We start from the raw sequence: 17,185 nt of genomic DNA, 5'->3' as shown, positions 1-17,185 counted from the left end.
GGAAGGCGGTGCGACCGACCCGTCACCCTCAGGCGGGCACCGGCGCCTTCTCCTCGAGCGCGCGCTGCTCGATGCCGGACCGCGTGCCCAGCGGCTTCCCGGGCAGCAGGGCGATGGCGACCAGGGCCACGACGGCCAGCGGGACCGGGGCCAGGCTGGTGGAGCGGCTCAGTGCGGAGGGGCGGGCCCGGGGTCGTCGGCAGCGTCGGGGAGGTCGGCAGCGGGGTCGTCGTCGGCAGCGGGGTCGTCGTCGGCAGCGGCGTCGGGGTCGGCGGTGCCGAGGCCGTTGAACCGGTGCAGCAGGTCGGCCAGGGCCGTCACGTCGTCCTCCGGCCAGCGCCCGAGCAGGCGGCGGAACCGTTGCCGCCGCGCCGACCGTGCGGTGTGCAACCGGGCCGCGCCCTCCTCGGTCAGCTGCAGCAGCTGGGCCCTCGCGTCCACGGGGTCGGGGGACCGGCTGAGCAGCTGCAGCCGCTCCAGCACCGCGACCTGCCGGGACACCGTGGGCTTGCCCACCCCGAAGGCGGCGGCCACGTCGGTCAGCCGCTCCCCGCCGGTCTCGGCCAGGCGCACGAGGATGCTGTACGCGCCCGGCTCGATGTCGGGGTGCACGTCGCGGGCGATCTGGGCCGAGAACGTCCGCGCCCGCCGGAGCAGGACCCCGACCTCCGCCTCGAGCCGCTCGACCGGCTGCGGGTCGGGCTCGGGGGTGGGGCGGGGCGTGGGCACGGGGGCACGCTATCGGCGCCGGCCGCACGGCTGGTCGCGCGTGCCCGCCGCAGTAGCGTCGCGGCGTGAGCGTCCTGCCGTCCGACGAGGCCTTCGTCGCCGCCCTGCCCAAGCACGAGCTGCACGTGCACCTCGAGGGCTCCATGCCCCCGGAGACGCTGCTGGTGCTGGCGCGCCGCCACGGCGAGACCGGTCTGCCCGGCACCCTGGACGGGGTCCGCGAGATGTACGAGTTCACGGACTTCGACCACTTCGTCGCGACCTACCTGCGCGTGGTCCGCACGCTGCGCGACCGCGAGGACTTCCGGCTGCTCACCCAGGGCGTGCTGGAGCGGCTGGCCGAGCAGGACGTCCGCTACGCCGAGATCACGTTCTCCCCGCTGCTCCACACCGCCCGGGGCGTCCCGGCGCAGGAGGTCTTCGCCGGCCTGGAGCAGGCCCGGACCGCGGTCGAGGCGGCGGGCGGTCCGGTCGTGCGCTGGGTGACCGACGTTTCCGGGCACCTGGGCCCCGAGGCCTCGGAGGAGACGCTCGACGTCGTGCTCCGGCTGGGCGACGGCGCGCCGCCGCCGTCGGTGGTCGGGTTCGGGCTCGGCGGGCCCGAGGTCGACCGCCGGCCGTACGCGCGGGCGTTCGCGCGGGCGCGGGAGGCCGGGCTGCGCTCGCTGCCCCACGCCGGCGAGGTCACCGGGCCCGACTCGGTCCGGGCCGCCCTGGACGACCTGGGGGCCGAGCGGATCGGTCACGGCATCGCCGTCGCCGCGGACGAGGCGCTCATGGCCGAGGTCGCCGAGCGGGGCGTCGTGCTCGAGGTCTGCCCGACGTCGAACCTGCGCACCCGCGTCGTCGGCTCCTACGACGAGCACCCGCTGCTGCGCCTGCTGCAGGCCGGCGTGGCCGTGACGGTCAACAGCGACGACCCGCCCATGTTCGGCACCACCCTGACCGCGGAGTACCTCCTCGCGCTGCAGCGGCTCGGGCTGACGCGCTCGCAGCTGCTCGGGTGCGCCCGCACCGCTGCCACCGCCGGGTCCGCGCCGCCGGCCGTGGTCGCACGGACGCTCGCCGACCTGGACCGGGCCGCGGCCGGGGCTGAAGGCTGAGCCCGGCCGGTCGGCGGTCTCTCCGCGATCTGCGCGACCCCCGGTGAGCCGGCGGCCGTACTCTCTGCTGGTGGACAGCGGGCCCCGCGGGGCGGCAGCAGCACCTGACGGCACGTCACCGACCGGGGGACGCTGATGCCGGGCGGTCTCGCGGCCCTGCTCGACGACATCGCCGTGCTGGCCAAGCTGGCCGCGGCCTCGGTCGACGACGTGGGTGCGGCGGCCGGGCGGGCCAGCGCCAAGGCCGCGGGCGTGGTGATCGACGACGCCGCCGTGACACCGCGCTACGTGCACGGCTTCACCCCCAACCGCGAGCTGCCGATCGTGCGGAAGATCGCCGTCGGCTCGCTGCGCAACAAGCTGCTCTTCATCCTCCCGGCGGCCCTGGTGCTGAGCCAGTTCGTGCCCTGGTTGCTGACGCCGATCCTCATGGTGGGTGGGACCTACCTCGCCTTCGAGGGGGCGGAGAAGGTCTACGAGGTGCTCACCGGGCACGCCAAGAAGAAGAAGGAGACGGCTCTGCCCGCCGGCGCCCAGGGGGAGGAGCAGGAGCGGAGCATGGTGCGCGGCGCCGTCCGCACCGACTTCATCCTGTCGGCGGAGATCATGGTGATCGCCCTCAACGAGGTCGCCGACGAACCGCTGGTGTCCCGCGCGGTCATCCTGCTGGTCGTCGCCGTCGGCATCACCGTGCTGGTCTACGGCGTCGTCGCGCTCATCGTGAAGATGGACGACATCGGGCTGCGCCTGGCGACGACCCGCAACGGGGCGGTGGCCACGACCGGCCGGGGGTTGGTCAAGGCCATGCCCAAGGTCCTGTCGGTGCTGTCGAGCGTCGGCATCGTCGCGATGCTGTGGGTCGGCGGGCACATCCTGCTGGTCGGCGCGGACGAGCTCGGCTGGCACCTGCCCTACGACCTGGTGCACGACGTCGAGGTGTTCGTCGGCGCGGTCCCCGGGGTCGGCGGCGCGCTGTCCTGGCTGGCCGGCACCCTGGTCTCGGCGCTGATCGGCCTCGTGGTCGGCGCGGTCGTCGTCACGCTCATGCACCTGCGTTCGGGTCGCAAGCAGGCCGAGCACGTCTGACCGGGGCGGCCCCGCACCCCCGGTCCGAGCGACCCGTCGTGGCCGGCGATGGGCCATCCGGTCAGGAACCCGGCGGGTCCGCCTCCTGAGTCGGCCGCGCCCCCCACACTCGGTGCGGGCCGGTGGGGCGGGGCCCGGGGGCGACGGGGGAGCAGCTGACGATGGACCGCACCACGGGTTCGGGGACGAGCGCGGGCACCGGCGACGGCGCGGCGCTCCTTAGCGCGGTCCAGGCGGACCTCCGCGCGGCGGAGGCGCACCTGCAGGACATCGACGGTGCCCTGCTCCGTCTCGACGAGCACCGGGCGCGAGCGATCGCCGACCGGGACCTCACCCGGAAGCGGGTCGCCGCCGCCCGCGCCGAGCTCGGCCGCCTCGAGGCACTGGGTGCCGGCGTCGGCGTCCCCCCGGTCCCCGCAGCCGCCTCTCCCGCCGCGGGACCCGCCTCCGCCGCAACACCCGCCGCGGCCGCGGCGTCGGTCGTCGGAAGGCCGATCAGCGGCGCTCCGCCCGGTCCGCCGGCCCGTCGCCACGTGCCGGCGGCGGTCCTCCTCCTGGGGGTCGGCGCGGTCCTGCTGCTGTCCGCCGCCGCGGTCTTCGTCGCCCTCAGCTGGGGCGGGCTCGGCGTCGCCCAGCAGGCGGGCCTCCTGGCGGGCGCCACCGCCGCCTCCGCCGTCGCGTGCGTGCTGCTGCGACGGGCCCGGCTGCGCCAGGGCGCCGAGACGTTCGCAGCGGTGACCGCGGGGCTCCTGCTGCTCGACCTGGTCGGGGCGCGGGCGTTCGACCTGGCCGGCCTGGGCGCGGTGCCCGCCGACGTGTGGACCCTGCTGACGGCCGTGGTCCTCGCGGGTGCCGGCACCTGCGTCAGCGTCGTCACCTGGACCCCGCCGCCGCCGGACGACCCACCCGTGGCTCCACGCACGGGCCGCCCACCCCTGCTCGCCGCAGCGGTCGTCGCCGTCGCCGCGGTCCCGGTCGCCCTCGTCGCCCTGGTCGTCGTCGTCTCCGGCGTCGCCGAGCAGGTGCAGGGCCTCGCGGGCGGGACGGCACTGCTGGTCGGCGTCCTGGACGGTCTCCTGGTGGCGGGGCTCGCCGGGAGCCTGCTCGGCCTCGCCCTGCGAACGACGGGGCCGGCCGCGCTGGTGCGAGCCACCGCCCGAACCGGTGGCCTGGCCCTCCTCGCGGCTCTTGCGCTCGTGGGGCTCGTCACGGCGGCGGTGCTGCCCTGGTGGTGGCCGTCGGCCGGGGCCGGTGACGCAGACGTCCTCGCCGTCGTGGCCCGGTTGCTCGCCCTGACCGTCGTCGCCGTCGTCCTCGCCGTGGTGCCGCTGGTGCTGGGCCGGCCCTGGGGGCGAGCCTCCGCGGGCGCCACCGCGGCCGCCGTGACGACCGGGCTGCTCGTCGCCGTCGCCGCGCTGGCCGGCCTCACGCGGGACGTCGGCCTGACGACGGCCACGGCGGTGCTGCTCGTCGTCGTGCTCGCCGTGCCCGGGGTGGGCGCGACGTGGCTGCGTCGGGGGGTGGCGGTCGTCGTGCTGGGGCTCGGCGTCGTCGGCGCGCTCCTGCTGCTCGGCGCCCTGGTGCTCGCGCTGCTCGCTCCCGTGGACGGCTTGGCGACGGCCGCCTGGTCGCTCGAGCAGTGGCTCGAGACGTCCCGGACCGCCGCGACGGGCGCCGCGACCGTAGTGCTCGCGGTCCTCGGCGCCGCCGGGCTCGGGACCCGGGCGGCGCGCCGCCGGTCCGGCGGGTCCGCAGCCGCAGCCGCGGGCGACGTGCGGCCCCTGCGGCCGGCCGGTCGGTGGACGGAGGTCGCCGCGGTCGTGGCGGTCGCCGCGGCGAGCGTCACCTGGTGGGGCTGGCTCGCCACCGACGACGGCGCCGCTCGGTGGGCGGGCGCGGCCGTGCTCGCGGTCCTGCTCGTCACCGCGGTCTCCGTTGCGACGACCCGTGGTCGGCTGCGCACCTACCGGTGGCGGCTCGGCCCGCTGCGGCGCGACCCGCTGCTCGGCGTCGTCGTCGCCTGGGCGGTGCACTCCCTGCTGGCCACCCTCGCCGCGGAGGACGCCGGTCGCGGCGACGGGCTCGTCGCCGCGGGCGTGCTGCTCCTGGCCGGGACCGGCACGCTGCTCGTCGCGGTCGTCGGTACCCGGGGCGGGGCGCTGCGTCCGCCGGTGCGCCGGCCGGGCCGGGAGGTCGTCGTGGTCGCTCGCGACGTCACCGTGACGACCGGCGTCGCGCTGCTCGCGGTCGCGGCCGCCCTGACCGCCCACGCGCGACCGGTGCTGCACGGACCCCTCGCGGACGGCGTCGTCGCGGCGCTGGTCGTCACCGCCGTCGCGGCGGGGCTGCTGCTGCGCCTGCCTGCGTGGCCGGGCGCCCGCACGGGCGCGGCCGGTCTCGGCGCGGCCACGGTGGCCCTGGCGCTGGGCGGCACCGTCCTGGGTGTCAAGAGCGCCACGCTGCCCCCGCTGGTCCCCGGGAGCGCCGACCTGCTGCAGCGGGACGGCCTGGTCTGGCTGGTCGGTGCGCTCGCGGTCGCGGTGCAGGCGGTCGCGGTCACCGCGCCACGGCACGGCGTCGTCCCGGTCCGGACGCCCACCCTGCGCCACCTCCTGCTGCCCGGCCCGCTGCTGGTCGTCGGCGTCGCCGCCCTCTGGTCGGGCTGGCCGCTGGTGCGACGGCTGCCCCTGGACGTCGAGGCGCTGCCCGCGACGGTGGTCCTCCTCGTCCTTGCCGGCTACGTCGCCGTCGCGGTGCGGGTCGACCCGACCGGCCCGTGGGCGCCACGCCCGCCGGTGCGCGCGCTCGGGCGGGACCTCCTTGTCCCGCTCCTGCTAGGCCTGGCCGGCGCGACACTGGTCGCGGCCGCCCGGCCCCTGCTGGACCCGGACGTCGTGGCCGGGCACCTGCTCGCGTGGGCGGGCCTGCCGGCCTCGGTCGTGCTGGCCACCTCGGTGGCCCTGCGCCGTGCGGACCCCGCCCTGGTCGCCGGTGCGCGCTGGGCGCGCGACGTGGCCCGGCCGCTCGCCGTCGCCGCGACCCTGCTGCTCCTGCTGTCCTCCGCGCGCCCGACGACGGGGCTGCCCGCGGAGGTCGAGACGCTCCTCGTCGCTGCCGTCGGCCTGCTCGTGCACCTGGTCCGCGAAGCCCTGCGCAGCGCCGTCCTGCGCGCCGACGGGGGCCCCGGCCGCGCGGCCGCCGCTCCCGGTGGGGCGGGGGGTTCCGTCGGTGCGGGGGGCCGGCCGACGGTGCGCGACGCCATTGCCGTCCTCACCACCACCGGGCTCGGCGCCCTCGGCGTGCTGGCGGCCCTCGCGGGGGAGCGACCGCTGTGGGTCGCCGGGCTCACCTGGTGGCTGCTCGGGGTGTCCGCGCTCGCCGTGGTCGTCCTCTCGCCCGGTCAGCTCGCCGGGCCCAGGCCGGTGCCGCCCGAGGCCCGGGCCTGGTGGGCGATGCGCGTCGGTGCGGCCGCGTCGGTGGTCGGCTGGCTGCTGGCCGCCGTCGACCTGGACTGGCCGCCGGACCGACTCACGGTCCCCGTCGGTCTGGTGCTGGCCGGGTTCGGGCTCGCGGCGCTGCGCGCCACGACCTCGCGTCCCGGTGCCCCGGGCACGGTCCGGCTCCTCGGGCCCGGCCTTGCGCTTGCCGCGGTGCCCAGCGCCGTCCTCGCCGTGGTCGACCCGGTCGCGCCCCGCCCGCTCGTCGTCGCGGTCGCCGGGTCGCTGCTGGTGGCGCTCGGGGCGTGGCGACGCTGGCGGGCCCCGCTGCTCGTCGGTGCCCTGGTCGTGGTCCCGGTGGCGGTGGTGCAGGCGCTGCCGTTCGTCGTGTCCGTCCCGCAGTGGGTGTACCTGGCCGCGGCGGGCGTGCTCGCCCTGGCCGTCGGCATCACCTTCGAGCGGGCGAGGCAGCAGGCGCAGGAGGCCGGCCGACGCTGGCGCGAGCTGCGCTGAGGCCGGTCGCTGCGGTCGGGTGGGCGCGCGGGACCCGGGCGACCCGTCACAACAACCGCACGCCGGGAGTCGTTGCGCCCGCCTCGCCGGGCGCTCCGCCACCACAACCGCACATCGAGCGGGGCCGTGGCGGAGGGACGGTGCCGACCCGGTCGCGCGACGGGCCGTGCGGCCTCCGCGGAGCCTCGCGCGACGGCATCTGACGGGGTCTCATGCAGGCATCTCTCACCCACCCCCGTGCCACCCACGGGGTGTGCCCCCGGCCTGCAGAGACGTTTCCGCAGGTCAGGGGCACTTTCCGGGGGTGAGTGACGGGACTTGAACCTCGGCCTCTTGTGCCTTTCACCTGCGGTTTTGTGTTGTGGGCAGCGTACCCGGTCAGTCGGGCACAGCGCTCTGACGTGCAAGAACGTCGTGCTCAGTCACAGTGCCCCCTCGTTGCCCCCTCGCTGACGGCCTCGACGAGTGCCCTCCGCCGTCACGTAGCGAGCTGCTCGAGGGGCTCGACGCCCCGCGGCTACGCCTCCCCGTCACGGCGATCACCACCACGAGCGAACCGGTGACGGTGCCCGACGAGGACGTGGCCCTCATCGGTGGTGCGCCGGCAGGTGCTCGCGGCGTCCGACTGGTCCCAGGTCGGACGCCCCGAGGACCGGCAGAGGCCTTGCGATTCGGGAGATGGCTACGGGGCGGCGGAAAGTCACGTGCCCGCCATGAGCACGCCCGTGCCGAGCAGCGCGTAGATGACGGCGGCGGCGGCGATGCGGTAGGCCACGAAGGGCGTGAACGTGTGGGTGCTGAGGTAGCGCAGCAGCCAGGCGATGACGGCGTAGCCGACCACGCCGGCGATGGCGGTCGCGACCAGGGTGGGTCCCCACGCGAACGTGGGGTCCGCGGCCGACCCTGCGTCGCCCAGGCTCTTGACGACCTGCAGACCGCCGGAGGCCAGCACTGCGGGGATGGCCAGGAGGAAGGAGTACCTCGCCGCGGACTCACGGGTGTAGCCCAGGAACAGCCCTGCCGCGATCGTGCCGCCGGACCGGGACACCCCGGGGACCAGCGCCAGGGCCTGCGCGAGGCCGAAGATGATCCCGTGACGCCAGGTCAGGTCCTCCAGGGACCGCACCGTGCGGGCCCGACGGTCGGCCAGGTGCAGGACCACCGCGAAGACCCACAGCATGGTGGCCGTCACCCACAGGCTGCGCACGGCCGGGCCCTCGATGGTGTCCTGCAGCGCGAAGCCCAGGAGGCCGATCGGCAGCGAGCCGACGATCACCAGCCACCCGATCCGCGCGTCGGGATGAGAGTGGGGGACCTTGCCCCGCATCGCGAGCAACCACGCACCCGCGATGCGGACGATGTCCCGGCGGAAGTACACGACGACGGCGGCCTCGGTCCCGAGCTGGGTGATGGCCGTGAACGCGGCGCCCGGGTCAGCATTGCCGAGCAGCTGCCCGACCACGCTGACGTGCGCGCTGGAGGAGACCGGGAGGAACTCGGTGAGACCTTGGACCAGGCCGAGGACGACCGCCGTCAACCAGCTCACGAGGGCGAGACGGCCGCTCGGCGGCGGCGGTAGGCGCGCCGACCGAGCCCGGCAACGGCGACGAGGACGAGGACGAGGACCAAGGCGTTGCTCACCGAGCTCGCCCACCGCCCCACGACGTCCCACTGCGTGGCGAAGGTGTACCCAGCCCCCACGAGGACGCAGTTCCACAGCCCGCTGCCCACAGCCGTGTAGAGGGTGAACGTGCTCAGCGGCATCCGCTGCGCGCCTGCGGGCAGCGAGACCAGGCTCCGCACGCCGGGGACGAGCCTGCCGAAGAAGACTGAGCCCCTCCCGTGGCGGTGGAACCAGGCCGAGGCGCGGTCCAGGTCCTCACGATCGAGCAGGGGTAGGCGGGAGAGCAGGGAGATGGAGCGCTCGAGGCCGAGGACGGCGCCCAGGGCGTAGAAGGTCAGAGCCCCCAGCACCGAACCGATCGTCGAGGCCAGCAGCACCCAGACCAGCGACAGACGTCCCTGCTGGGCGAGGAACCCTGCCAGGGGCAGGATGAGCTCGCTGGGCACCGGGGGGATCACCGTCTCCACGAAGGTGAGCACACCGACACCCGGCTCCCCCATCGAGGCGATGAGGTCCGCGAAGAACCCGGTGATGCCCGTGAGGTCGCCGGCGGCGGTGCTGGTGCCGACCCCGGCGGTCGCGCTCATCGCAGCATCCCGACCGGCACCGTGGCATCTGAGGATGCAGGGAGACCCGATGACGGCCAGGAGGGGCAAGGGCCCATGACGTGCCTTTCGAGGAGGAGGGCGGCTCGCCGGACGAGGCGGCGCCGTACCGACACCATCGGGCAACCAGCCTGAGAGGTTGATGAGGACGGCCTGATCCCCTCACCGCCGGCGTGGCGTCGTGCCTCGCCCTCGCCGGGCCCGCCGTCGTCCTACCTCGCCGCTCGCCCGGGCCGACTCGAGGTCTCCGGCAGGTCGACACACACAGAGGCGCCACCGGGCGGTTGCCCGGTGGCGCCCCAGCTCAGCTACGACCCGGTCACGGGGCGGGCGTCACCGCCTCCTGGTCGTCGTCGGTCTCGGTGTCGTCGGTCTCGTTCTCGGACCCGCCGTCCTCGGTCTCCTGGGTCAGGACGCTGCCGTCGCCGGCGTCGATGGCGACCTCGACGAGCGTGCCGTCGGCCTGGGTGACCTCGACCTCGTAGACGACGTAGCCGTCCTGGTTCTCCAGGGACGCGGTGCCTGCCGTGCCCGGGACCGCGGCGATTGCGGCCGCCTCGGCCTCGGACTGGCTCACGGTGGCCAGCTTCGCGAGCTCCGCCGCCTCGGCCTCCTCGGCCGCGGCTTCGGTCGCGTCGTCCTCCTCGCCGGACTCACCGGTCTCGTCCTCGGCGCCACCCGGCGCCTGCACCGAGCCCACGACCGAGGCCTCCTCGGTCTCGGCACCCTCGGCACCCTCGGCACCCTCGGCACCCTCGGCACCCTCGGCACCCTCGGCACCCTCGGCACCCTCGGCACCCTCGGCCGCGCTGCTCGTCGTGACGGTGACCGTGCCCGCGTCGGGCGTGGCGCTGTCGGAGGACGCAGCCGCGACGGTGGCGCCGCCGGCCACGACGACCGCGGCGACCGCTCCTGCGGCGGCCAGGCGGCTCTTGTGGATCCGGTTCATGATCGTGCCTCTCTGCTGTCGGGCGGCGAGCCGGTCGGCCTGCCGTTCCCGAAGACTCCGCCCACCCGCCTGTGACAACCCTGAGCCTCCCTGAGGGCCCTCACAGGTTCGCCCCACGCCGGGGCCGGCTCTCAGCCCCTGCACAGGGGCCGACCAAGACAGTGGTGGCGGTTCCCGCCCGGGAGCCGCTCATCGAGCACCCGGTCCGTCCGGGTGTTCGCGACAGAGGAGGTGGCGGCGATGGCCGTCCTGGTGGTCCTGGGGTTCGTGCTCCTGCTGGTGGAGGTCGTCCTGATCGCGCGGGTGGTGGTGGACGTCTCGGTGCTGCTCGCCGGCCCGGCGGTCCACGGCTCGCTGCGCGCCCGAGCCGGTGGAGCTGTGGTCGCGCTCACGGAGCCGGTCCTGGCGCCGGTGCGGCGGGTGGTCCCGCCGGTGCGGGTCGGTCCGGTGAGCCTGGACCTGGCGTTCACCGTGGTGTTCGTCGCGGTCCTGCTGGCGAGAGGGCTGCTGCTGGCCGTGGCCGGGGTGTGAGCCCGGTCCAGGGCGAGGGCCAGGGCCATGCTCAGGGCCGGGACCGGGGTCGGAGCCGGGGTTCAGGCCTGGGCTCGCGGCACGATGGGCGGGTGTCGGACAGGGTGGTACCCGTGACAGACGCCCGCACCGAGCCTCCCGTGAGCCGTCGCCCGGTCCGCGCCCCGGTCCGCTGGGCGCGGGGGGTGCGGGCCCGTACCGCGATCTCGGCGACCGTGGTCGTGGCCGTCACCCTGCTCCTGGCCGCCGCCGCGCTGGTGGTCCTGCAGCGCCAGCAGCTGGTTCAGGCCGTCACCCTGCTCGCCCGGCAGCAGGGTGAGGCGGTGGCCCAGCAGATCCGCGACGGCGGCGTGGGTACGGTCGACCTCGCCGCCGTCGGGGGGGCCAGCCGTGAGCAGACCCTGGTTCAGGTCGTGACGCCTGACGGGCTGGTCGTTGCGGCCAGCTCCGACGTCGAGGGGGAACAGCCCGTCTCGTCGGCCACCACGGGAGCCGGGCAGGTGGACGTCCGGTCTGTGCCGGAGCTGCCGATCGGGGAGGACGACCCGTTCGTCGTCGTCGTCACCGGGGTCGCGACGCCTGACGGTGTCGTCCGTGTCATCACCGCGCAGAGCCTGGAGTCCGTGCAGCGCAGCACCGCGGTGACGCTCACCCTCGTCGGGGTGGGGTACCCGCTGCTGCTGCTGGCGGTCGGGGTTACGTCCTATGTCTTCGCCGGCCGTGCCCTGGCCCCTGTGGAGGCGATCCGCCGTCGGGTGGGTGAGGTCACCGCGCAGGATCTGTCGGCCCGGGTCCCGGTCCCGGCGACGGGAGACGAGATTGCCAGGCTCGCCGAGACGATGAACGTGATGCTGGGTCGGCTGCAGGGTTCCGCCGCCGCGCAGAGCCGGTTCGTCGCGGACGCCTCCCACGAGCTGCGTAGCCCGCTGGCGACGATCCGTGCGGCCGCGGAGGTGTCTGGCTCGCACCCGGAGGCAATGGACTGGCCGGCGGCCGCGTCGACGGTGCTGGCCGAGACCGACCGGCTGGAGCGGCTGGTGTCCGACCTGCTCCTGCTGGCCCGGTCCGACGAGGAGGGGCTGGTGATGCGGGCCGAGGACGTCGACCTCGACGACGTCGTCGTCGCCGAGGCCGCCCGCGTGCGGCAGGCCGGGGTGGCCGAGGTCGTGGTCGACGTCCGCTCGGTCCGGGTGCGCGGCGACGCGCAGCACCTGGTGCGAGCGGTCCGCAACCTCACCGACAACGCCGCCAGGTACTCCAGGTCGACCGTCACGCTCAGGCTTCGCGCCCAGGACGCCACGGCACAGCTGGAGGTCCTCGACGACGGGCCGGGCATCGTCGAGGCCGAGCGGGAGCGGGTGTTCGAGCGGTTCGTGCGCCTGGACACCAGCCGGGAACGAGGGACCGGCGGCACGGGCCTCGGCCTGGCCATCACACGGCAGGTCGCCCGTGCTCACGGAGGGGACGTGGAGGTGACTGCACCCACCGGGAGCGGTGTCCGGTCAGGGGCACGGTTCGTCCTGACCCTGCCGCTGCCGGCGGCCGCCAGCTGGAGGGGATGAGCCGACGCTCGGGACCCGCCACCCTCCTGAGGGCCGGGGCTCAGCCGTCGTCGGCGACGAGGCGATACCCCATGCCCCGGACGGTCTGGATCGACTGCCGGCCGAACGGGGCGTCGATCTTGCGCCGCAGGTAGCCGATGTAGACCTCCACCACGTTCGGGTCGCCGTCGTAGTTGACGTCCCACACCGACGCGAGGATCTCGGTCTTGCTGACGACGTCGCCGTGGTGACGCACCAGGTGCAGCAGCAGCCCGTACTCGCGCGGTGTCAGGGGCACCTCCTTGCCGGCCCGACGCACCTGCCGGCGGCTGGGGTCCAGCTCGAGGTCACCGACCACCAGGACCACCGGGCGCTCCGGCGCGCCCCGTCGGACCAGGGCGCGCAACCTGGCCACCAGGATGACGAAGGAGAACGGCTTGGTGAGGTAGTCATCGGCACCCAGGTCGAACGCGTCTGCCTGGTCGTACTCACCGTCCTTCGCGGTCAGCATCAGGATCGGCGTCCAGACCCCCCGGGCGCGTAGCTGCTCCACGACCTTGTAGCCGTTCAGGCTCGGCAGCATGATGTCCAGGACGATCACGTCGTAGGCGTTCTCCGTGGCCGACCACAAGCCGTCCTCACCGTCGGAGACGACCTCGACGTTGAAACCCTCGGCGCTGAGACCCCGCCTTCCGGTCTCGGCCAACCTCACCTCGTCCTCGACCAGCAGCACGCGCATGCCTCTTCCTCCCCTCGACGGTGTTCCTGGCCCGCAGGTGTCAGACGTCGGCCGGTGGACGGTGGACGCCTTCACCGGGTGATGGTGAAGGTGTCGACCAGCCGTCCGGACTGGTCGACCGCCCGACCCTCGAGCCGGTCGTCGAACACGAGGAGGTCGACGTAGTGCAGCGTGGAGGCGCTGACCGCGGTGAAGTCCTCACGGCCGGCGGGACGTAGCTTCGCCCCGGCGCCGGAGACCACGTACGTCACCCCGTCCTGGGGCAAGGACCGCTGGTAGTCGTGGTCGTGGCCGGCGAGCACCAGCGGCACGTCGTGGTCGGCGAACAGCGGCGCCCACGCCGCCCGTACGGCCATGTCCGAGCCGTGTTGGCCCGCTGAATAGGCGGGGTGGTGCATCGCGGCGAGCGTCCACGTCCCGGATGGCTGCGGCGCGGCCAGCGCATCCCGTAGCCACCGGGTCTGGTCCGGGTCGTCCACCCGGCTGGAGTCCAGGACCAGGATCCTCACGGGGCCGACCTGCGCCTCGTACCAGGGCGCGTCGCGGCCCAGTGCCGTCATGATCTGCCCCTGCTCCCCGCTCTGGTAGTCGTGGTTGCCTAGCACCGGCACCAGCTCGGCGCCCTGCCGCAGGACCGGTGCGAAGGGATCGAGCACCACGTCCTTCACGAGGGCGGAGTCCCCGTCCGGGTAGACGAGGTCCCCGAGCAGGACCAGGGCGTCGTAGGGGTCCGCCTGGCTCTGCGCAGCCATGCTCTCGGCCGTGAGCGCCTCGGCCGGCTCGCCGGTGCCGGTGTCACCGGCGACAGCGATCCTGACCACCGGGTCATCGAGGACTGCCGGCACGGCCTCTCCCGAGGAGACCGAGGGCCGCTCGGCCCTCCCCAGTGCTGCCGGCAGCGGTGAGCCCGGCGCCACGGTCGCGACGACACCCGCGAGTGCAACGGCTGCTGCGGCAGCGAGACCGAGCAGGACGGTGCGTGGTCGAGGCGTCATGCGCCCATCCTCCTCCCGTCCACCTGTGGCGATCCTGAGAGCCCTGTCGGCGCCACCAGGTCGGCACGCCGGAGACGTCGGCGGCCTCGGGGCTTGCTCCCGTGGTGGCTGCCCCGCGAGACGATGTCCCCCAGGGAGACCCGGGTGGGCCTCGAGGCCGTGGAACCGGTGGTGCCCGCGCCGTCACAGGGTGAGGACGGGCGGTGCGTCCTGGGTCGTGACCTCTCCGCGGTCGAGGGTGAGCAACGCTCCGCTCGCTGTGCGCACCGTCGCGTGCAGACCGGGCACCGGTCGGAGGACTCTCAGGCCCGCGCGGCCCTGCTCCGCCAGGACGCCGGCGTAGACCGCGGACCACCTCAGGTCCGGCCCCGCGACCGTCACCGACGTGCCCTGGTCGTTTCCCAGGCCAGGACGGACCACCGCTCCTCCGTCGAGCAGGTCCACCTGGACGGGGACGAGGTCCTCGGGCGTGGCGGTCCGCCGTCGTCGCCCCGTGCCGGGGAGCTCGATCGTGAACGGTGTCGAGCCCGCCGGCGCCCGTACCCCCACGACGGGACCGGCGCGCAGCACGAGACCGAGACCGGTGTCGTCGTGGACCTTCGCGACGACACGGTCGACAGCCCACGCGAGCCCCAGGAGTCCCGGGTCGAGATGTCGTCGACCTGCGCCGTCGGCGGAGAGGTCGATGGTGTCGAACGCGTCGAAGAGGCCGTCGGTCTGCTGGTAGGCGTCGCAGCAGAACTCCAGGACGTCCATCGCCATGCCGTGGCAACCGGCCATGTCCAGTCGTCGTCGGGCCACCTGGGACAGCTCACCGCGCCCGGCACCGAAGGTCTGCTCGATCTCGGCGCGCAGGGCCTCGGCGGATCGGAGGGAGCGGGCGACGTCGGCGTGCAGGTCCGCACGGGCGGACCTGCGGTGCGGGAGGTCCTGGGGCAGGCGCCAGGTCAGGACCGACCGGTGGCCCAGGAGCAGCAGGGTCACCCGTGCCGGGCAGACGTCGTCCGCTGCGGGCCCTCTGTCGTCCTCGTCCCCCTCGACCACCCCAGGCAGGCGGCCCGAGGGGGTCACCGCTCCGTGCTCGCCGGGTGGGCGTCGTCCTCGACCATGTACCCCACGCCGCGCACGGTGACCAGCGAGCGGCGGGAGAACGGCCGGTCGAGCTTGTCGCGCAGGTACCCGACGTAGACGTCGACCACGTTGGACGTGCCGTCGAAGGCGAAGTCCCAGACGTGCTCGATGAGGTGCGTGCGGGTGAGGGCCTGGCCCGGGCGTCGCATCAGCTCCTGCAGCAGGGCGAACTCCTTGGGAGACATGGGGACGACCTGGCCGGACCGGGTGACACGGTGCGTGGCGGGGTCCAGCATCAGGTCGCCGACCTGCAGCACGACGGGTCGCTCGGCCGGTGTGCGCCGGGTCAGTGCCCGCAGGCGGGCCGTGAGCTCGCTCATGGAGAAGGGCTTGCTCAGGTAGTCGTCCGCGCCCGCGTCGAGGCCCTCGACGCGGTCGTCGACGCCGTCGCGGGCGGTGAGCATGAGCACCGGTGTCCAGCACTCCTCGGCGCGCAGCGATCTCACCACGGCGAACCCGTCGGGGGCGGGGATCATCACGTCCAGCAGGATCGCGTCGTAGCCGTTCTCCCGGGCCGACCAGAGGGCCTCCTCCCCGTCGGCGGCGAGGTCGACCGCGTAGCCCTCCTTCTGCAGTGCCCGGAGCAGGAGGTCGGACAGCCCGGCATCGTCCTCGACGACCAGCAGCCGCATGGACGTCACAGTAGCCACCGCTGCCCGCCCGGTGACCCGTAGCGGCTCGATCTGCGGCTGCTCGTCCGGACTCCTTCGACCCCACAGTCGTGTCGCGGGCGCTGCGGTGGTCGGGGGGGCAGCTGTTGTGATCATGGGCCGACTCTGCGCCGGTCGGGATGAGGGGACGATGAGAGGCGCCGGGTCGTGCCGGGGACGGGACCTACCGGGTCGCACGGCGACGTTTTCACGTCGTCCTCATCTGCGGGAGCGCACGATGCATCGAGCCCAGCGACCACAGGATCGATCGCGAGGAGGAACGACCATGTCCCTGAACAGCATGTCCTCGAGCAGCACCGACGGTTCCGTCCCTCACGAGGTGCCCCGGACCAAGTACGAGGGCCTCGGCGGACCCAGCGACATCACCTCGTCGGCCGCGGACGCCGACCTGCGTCTGGAGCATGTCGACGTCGACCTGAGGGCGACCAGTGTGGGCGCTCGACGTCGGAGGGTCGGTCCTCGCCGGAGGGGTCGCCTCGTGGGACCGGCGCGGCGTCGGTGACCGTGACGACCCGCGGCGGTCCGCACCACCCGCACCCGCATCTCCCTGCTTGCCTGTGGCCTTCGCCGGGGTCTCGGTGGCGGTGACAACACCCGCGCGTGGGCTGGGGGCGGCGGCCGGGCGGCTGTGGCTCCTGCTGGCGCGGCCGGTGTGGTGGTTGGACCGGCAGCAGCAGCGGTCGCGCTGGACGGCCGTGCCGGCCGCGGTCCTGGTCCGCTACCGCGACGCCGACGCGGGGAACTGGGCGAGCCTCCTGGCCTACTACGCGTTCCTGTCCCTCCTGCCGGCGCTGCTGCTGCTGGTGACCTCACTGGGGTACCTGCTGCAGGGCGACGCCCGGCTGCAGCAACTCATCCTCGACACGGCCGTGTCGGAAGTCCCGGTCATCGGTCAGCAGCTGGCCACCGACGTCACCTCGCTGAGAGGCAGCCCCGGCGCGGTCGTGATCGGCCTCGTCGTGGCCGCGTACGGCGCGAGCGGGGTCCTGCGCACCGCCCACGCGGCCCTGGACACGGTCGCGGGAGTCCCGGGCCAGGACCGTGCCAGCTGGTTGGGACAGCACGGCCGGGCGGCCGTGGTGGGGCTGCTGATCCTCGTGTGCCTGCTCCTGGCCGCCGTCACCGGCGCGGCCGCCGCGACGGTCAGCATCCCGCTGGCCGGGCAGCTCGTCTCGCTGCTGGTCGCGCTGCTGCTGGCCGTCGCGCTGCTGATGGCGGCACTGCGCCTGCTGACCAGCCGGACGGCCACGGTCAGGGCCACGCTCCCCGGGGCGGTGGTGGGTGGGGTGGGCTTCACCGCGCTGCACGTCCTCGGCGGCCTCTACCTGGACCGGGTGGTGCGGGAGGCGACGCTGACGTACGGGACGTTCGCCACGGTCATCGGGCTGCTGGCCTGGCTGTACCTGCTGGCCCGGGTGTTCGTCACCGCGGCCGCCCTGAACGCCGTGCTCGCCGACCGCTCCTGGCCCGTGCCTGTCGTCCTCAGAACGGGATGACGGTCGGTAGAACCGATCGGTCCCGGCCCGTGCCG

14 protein-coding genes are annotated in these 17,185 nt (G+C 74.7%); 6 read left to right on the top strand and 8 right to left on the bottom strand.

The features are described 5' to 3' along the window. Window positions 1-168 precede the first annotated feature (168 nt). Window positions 169-729, bottom strand: coding sequence for a MarR family winged helix-turn-helix transcriptional regulator (locus SJY06_RS18540; RefSeq protein WP_380169011.1), 561 nt, complete (start codon window positions 727-729; stop codon window positions 169-171). 65 nt (window positions 730-794) lie between these two features. Here SJY06_RS18540 and add point away from each other — a divergent pair, with 65 nt between their 5' ends. From add to SJY06_RS18525, 3 genes are all read left to right on the top strand, one after another. Then, window positions 795-1,832 carry an adenosine deaminase gene (gene add, locus SJY06_RS18535; protein WP_380169010.1) on the top strand — a complete coding sequence of 346 codons (1,038 nt, stop codon included), beginning with the start codon at window positions 795-797 and terminating at the stop codon, window positions 1,830-1,832. 135 nt (window positions 1,833-1,967) lie between these two features. Further along, window positions 1,968-2,918 (top strand): DUF808 domain-containing protein, encoded by a 951-nt coding sequence (locus tag SJY06_RS18530; RefSeq protein ID WP_380169009.1) that lies wholly within the window; start codon window positions 1,968-1,970, stop codon window positions 2,916-2,918. Between the two features lie 161 nt (window positions 2,919-3,079). Next, window positions 3,080-6,868, top strand: coding sequence for a hypothetical protein (locus SJY06_RS18525; RefSeq protein WP_380169008.1), 3,789 nt, complete (start codon window positions 3,080-3,082; stop codon window positions 6,866-6,868). Between the two features lie 700 nt (window positions 6,869-7,568). Here SJY06_RS18525 and SJY06_RS18520 read toward each other — a convergent pair. From SJY06_RS18520 to SJY06_RS18510, 3 genes are all read right to left on the bottom strand, one after another. Continuing rightward, entirely contained in the window at window positions 7,569-8,414 is an 846-nt protein-coding gene (locus SJY06_RS18520; protein WP_380169007.1) for an undecaprenyl-diphosphate phosphatase, read from the bottom strand. Further along, complete coding sequence (locus tag SJY06_RS18515; protein ID WP_380169006.1) at window positions 8,411-9,079, bottom strand: DedA family protein; 669 nt, start codon at window positions 9,077-9,079, stop codon at window positions 8,411-8,413. The genes SJY06_RS18520 and SJY06_RS18515 overlap by 4 nt, the downstream gene beginning before the upstream one ends. Window positions 9,080-9,416: 337 nt before the next feature. Then, entirely contained in the window at window positions 9,417-10,046 is a 630-nt protein-coding gene (locus SJY06_RS18510; protein WP_380169005.1) for a PepSY domain-containing protein, read from the bottom strand. A gap of 240 nt (window positions 10,047-10,286) precedes the next feature. Between SJY06_RS18510 and SJY06_RS18505 the strand changes: the two genes are divergently transcribed. Together SJY06_RS18505 and SJY06_RS18500 are read left to right on the top strand one after the other, a co-directional pair. Next, a complete protein-coding gene (locus tag SJY06_RS18505; protein ID WP_380169004.1) occupies window positions 10,287-10,577 on the top strand; it encodes a YggT family protein in 291 nt (96 codons plus the stop codon). 140 nt (window positions 10,578-10,717) lie between these two features. After that, the gene (locus tag SJY06_RS18500; RefSeq protein ID WP_380169003.1) at window positions 10,718-12,139 is read left to right on the top strand and encodes an ATP-binding protein; all 1,422 of its coding nucleotides are present in this window, start codon (window positions 10,718-10,720) and stop codon (window positions 12,137-12,139) included. 40 nt (window positions 12,140-12,179) lie between these two features. Here SJY06_RS18500 and SJY06_RS18495 read toward each other — a convergent pair whose 3' ends face one another. From SJY06_RS18495 to SJY06_RS18480, 4 genes are all read right to left on the bottom strand, one after another. Further along, on the bottom strand, window positions 12,180-12,857 hold the full coding sequence (locus SJY06_RS18495) for a response regulator transcription factor (protein ID WP_380169002.1): 678 nt from the start codon (window positions 12,855-12,857) through the stop codon (window positions 12,180-12,182). Between the two features lie 71 nt (window positions 12,858-12,928). Further along, complete coding sequence (locus SJY06_RS18490; protein ID WP_380169001.1) at window positions 12,929-13,852, bottom strand: metallophosphoesterase family protein; 924 nt, start codon at window positions 13,850-13,852, stop codon at window positions 12,929-12,931. Between the two features lie 183 nt (window positions 13,853-14,035). After that, window positions 14,036-14,923, bottom strand: coding sequence for a hypothetical protein (locus SJY06_RS18485; RefSeq protein WP_380169000.1), 888 nt, complete (start codon window positions 14,921-14,923; stop codon window positions 14,036-14,038). Continuing rightward, window positions 14,920-15,615: a response regulator transcription factor gene (locus tag SJY06_RS18480; protein WP_380168999.1), complete on the bottom strand. Its 696-nt coding sequence runs from the start codon at window positions 15,613-15,615 to the stop codon at window positions 14,920-14,922. The genes SJY06_RS18485 and SJY06_RS18480 overlap by 4 nt, the downstream gene beginning before the upstream one ends. Before the next feature lie 623 nt (window positions 15,616-16,238). Here SJY06_RS18480 and SJY06_RS18475 point away from each other — a divergent pair. Beyond that, window positions 16,239-17,150 (top strand): YihY/virulence factor BrkB family protein, encoded by a 912-nt coding sequence (locus tag SJY06_RS18475; protein WP_380168998.1) that lies wholly within the window; start codon window positions 16,239-16,241, stop codon window positions 17,148-17,150. Window positions 17,151-17,185 lie beyond the last annotated feature (35 nt).

It is taken from the genome of Jannaschia sp. R86511 (assembly GCF_042466345.1).
Taxonomy (GTDB): domain Bacteria; phylum Actinomycetota; class Actinomycetes; order Actinomycetales; family JBBAYJ01; genus Aquipuribacter.
This window is presented reverse-complemented; position numbering and strand designations above follow the sequence as displayed.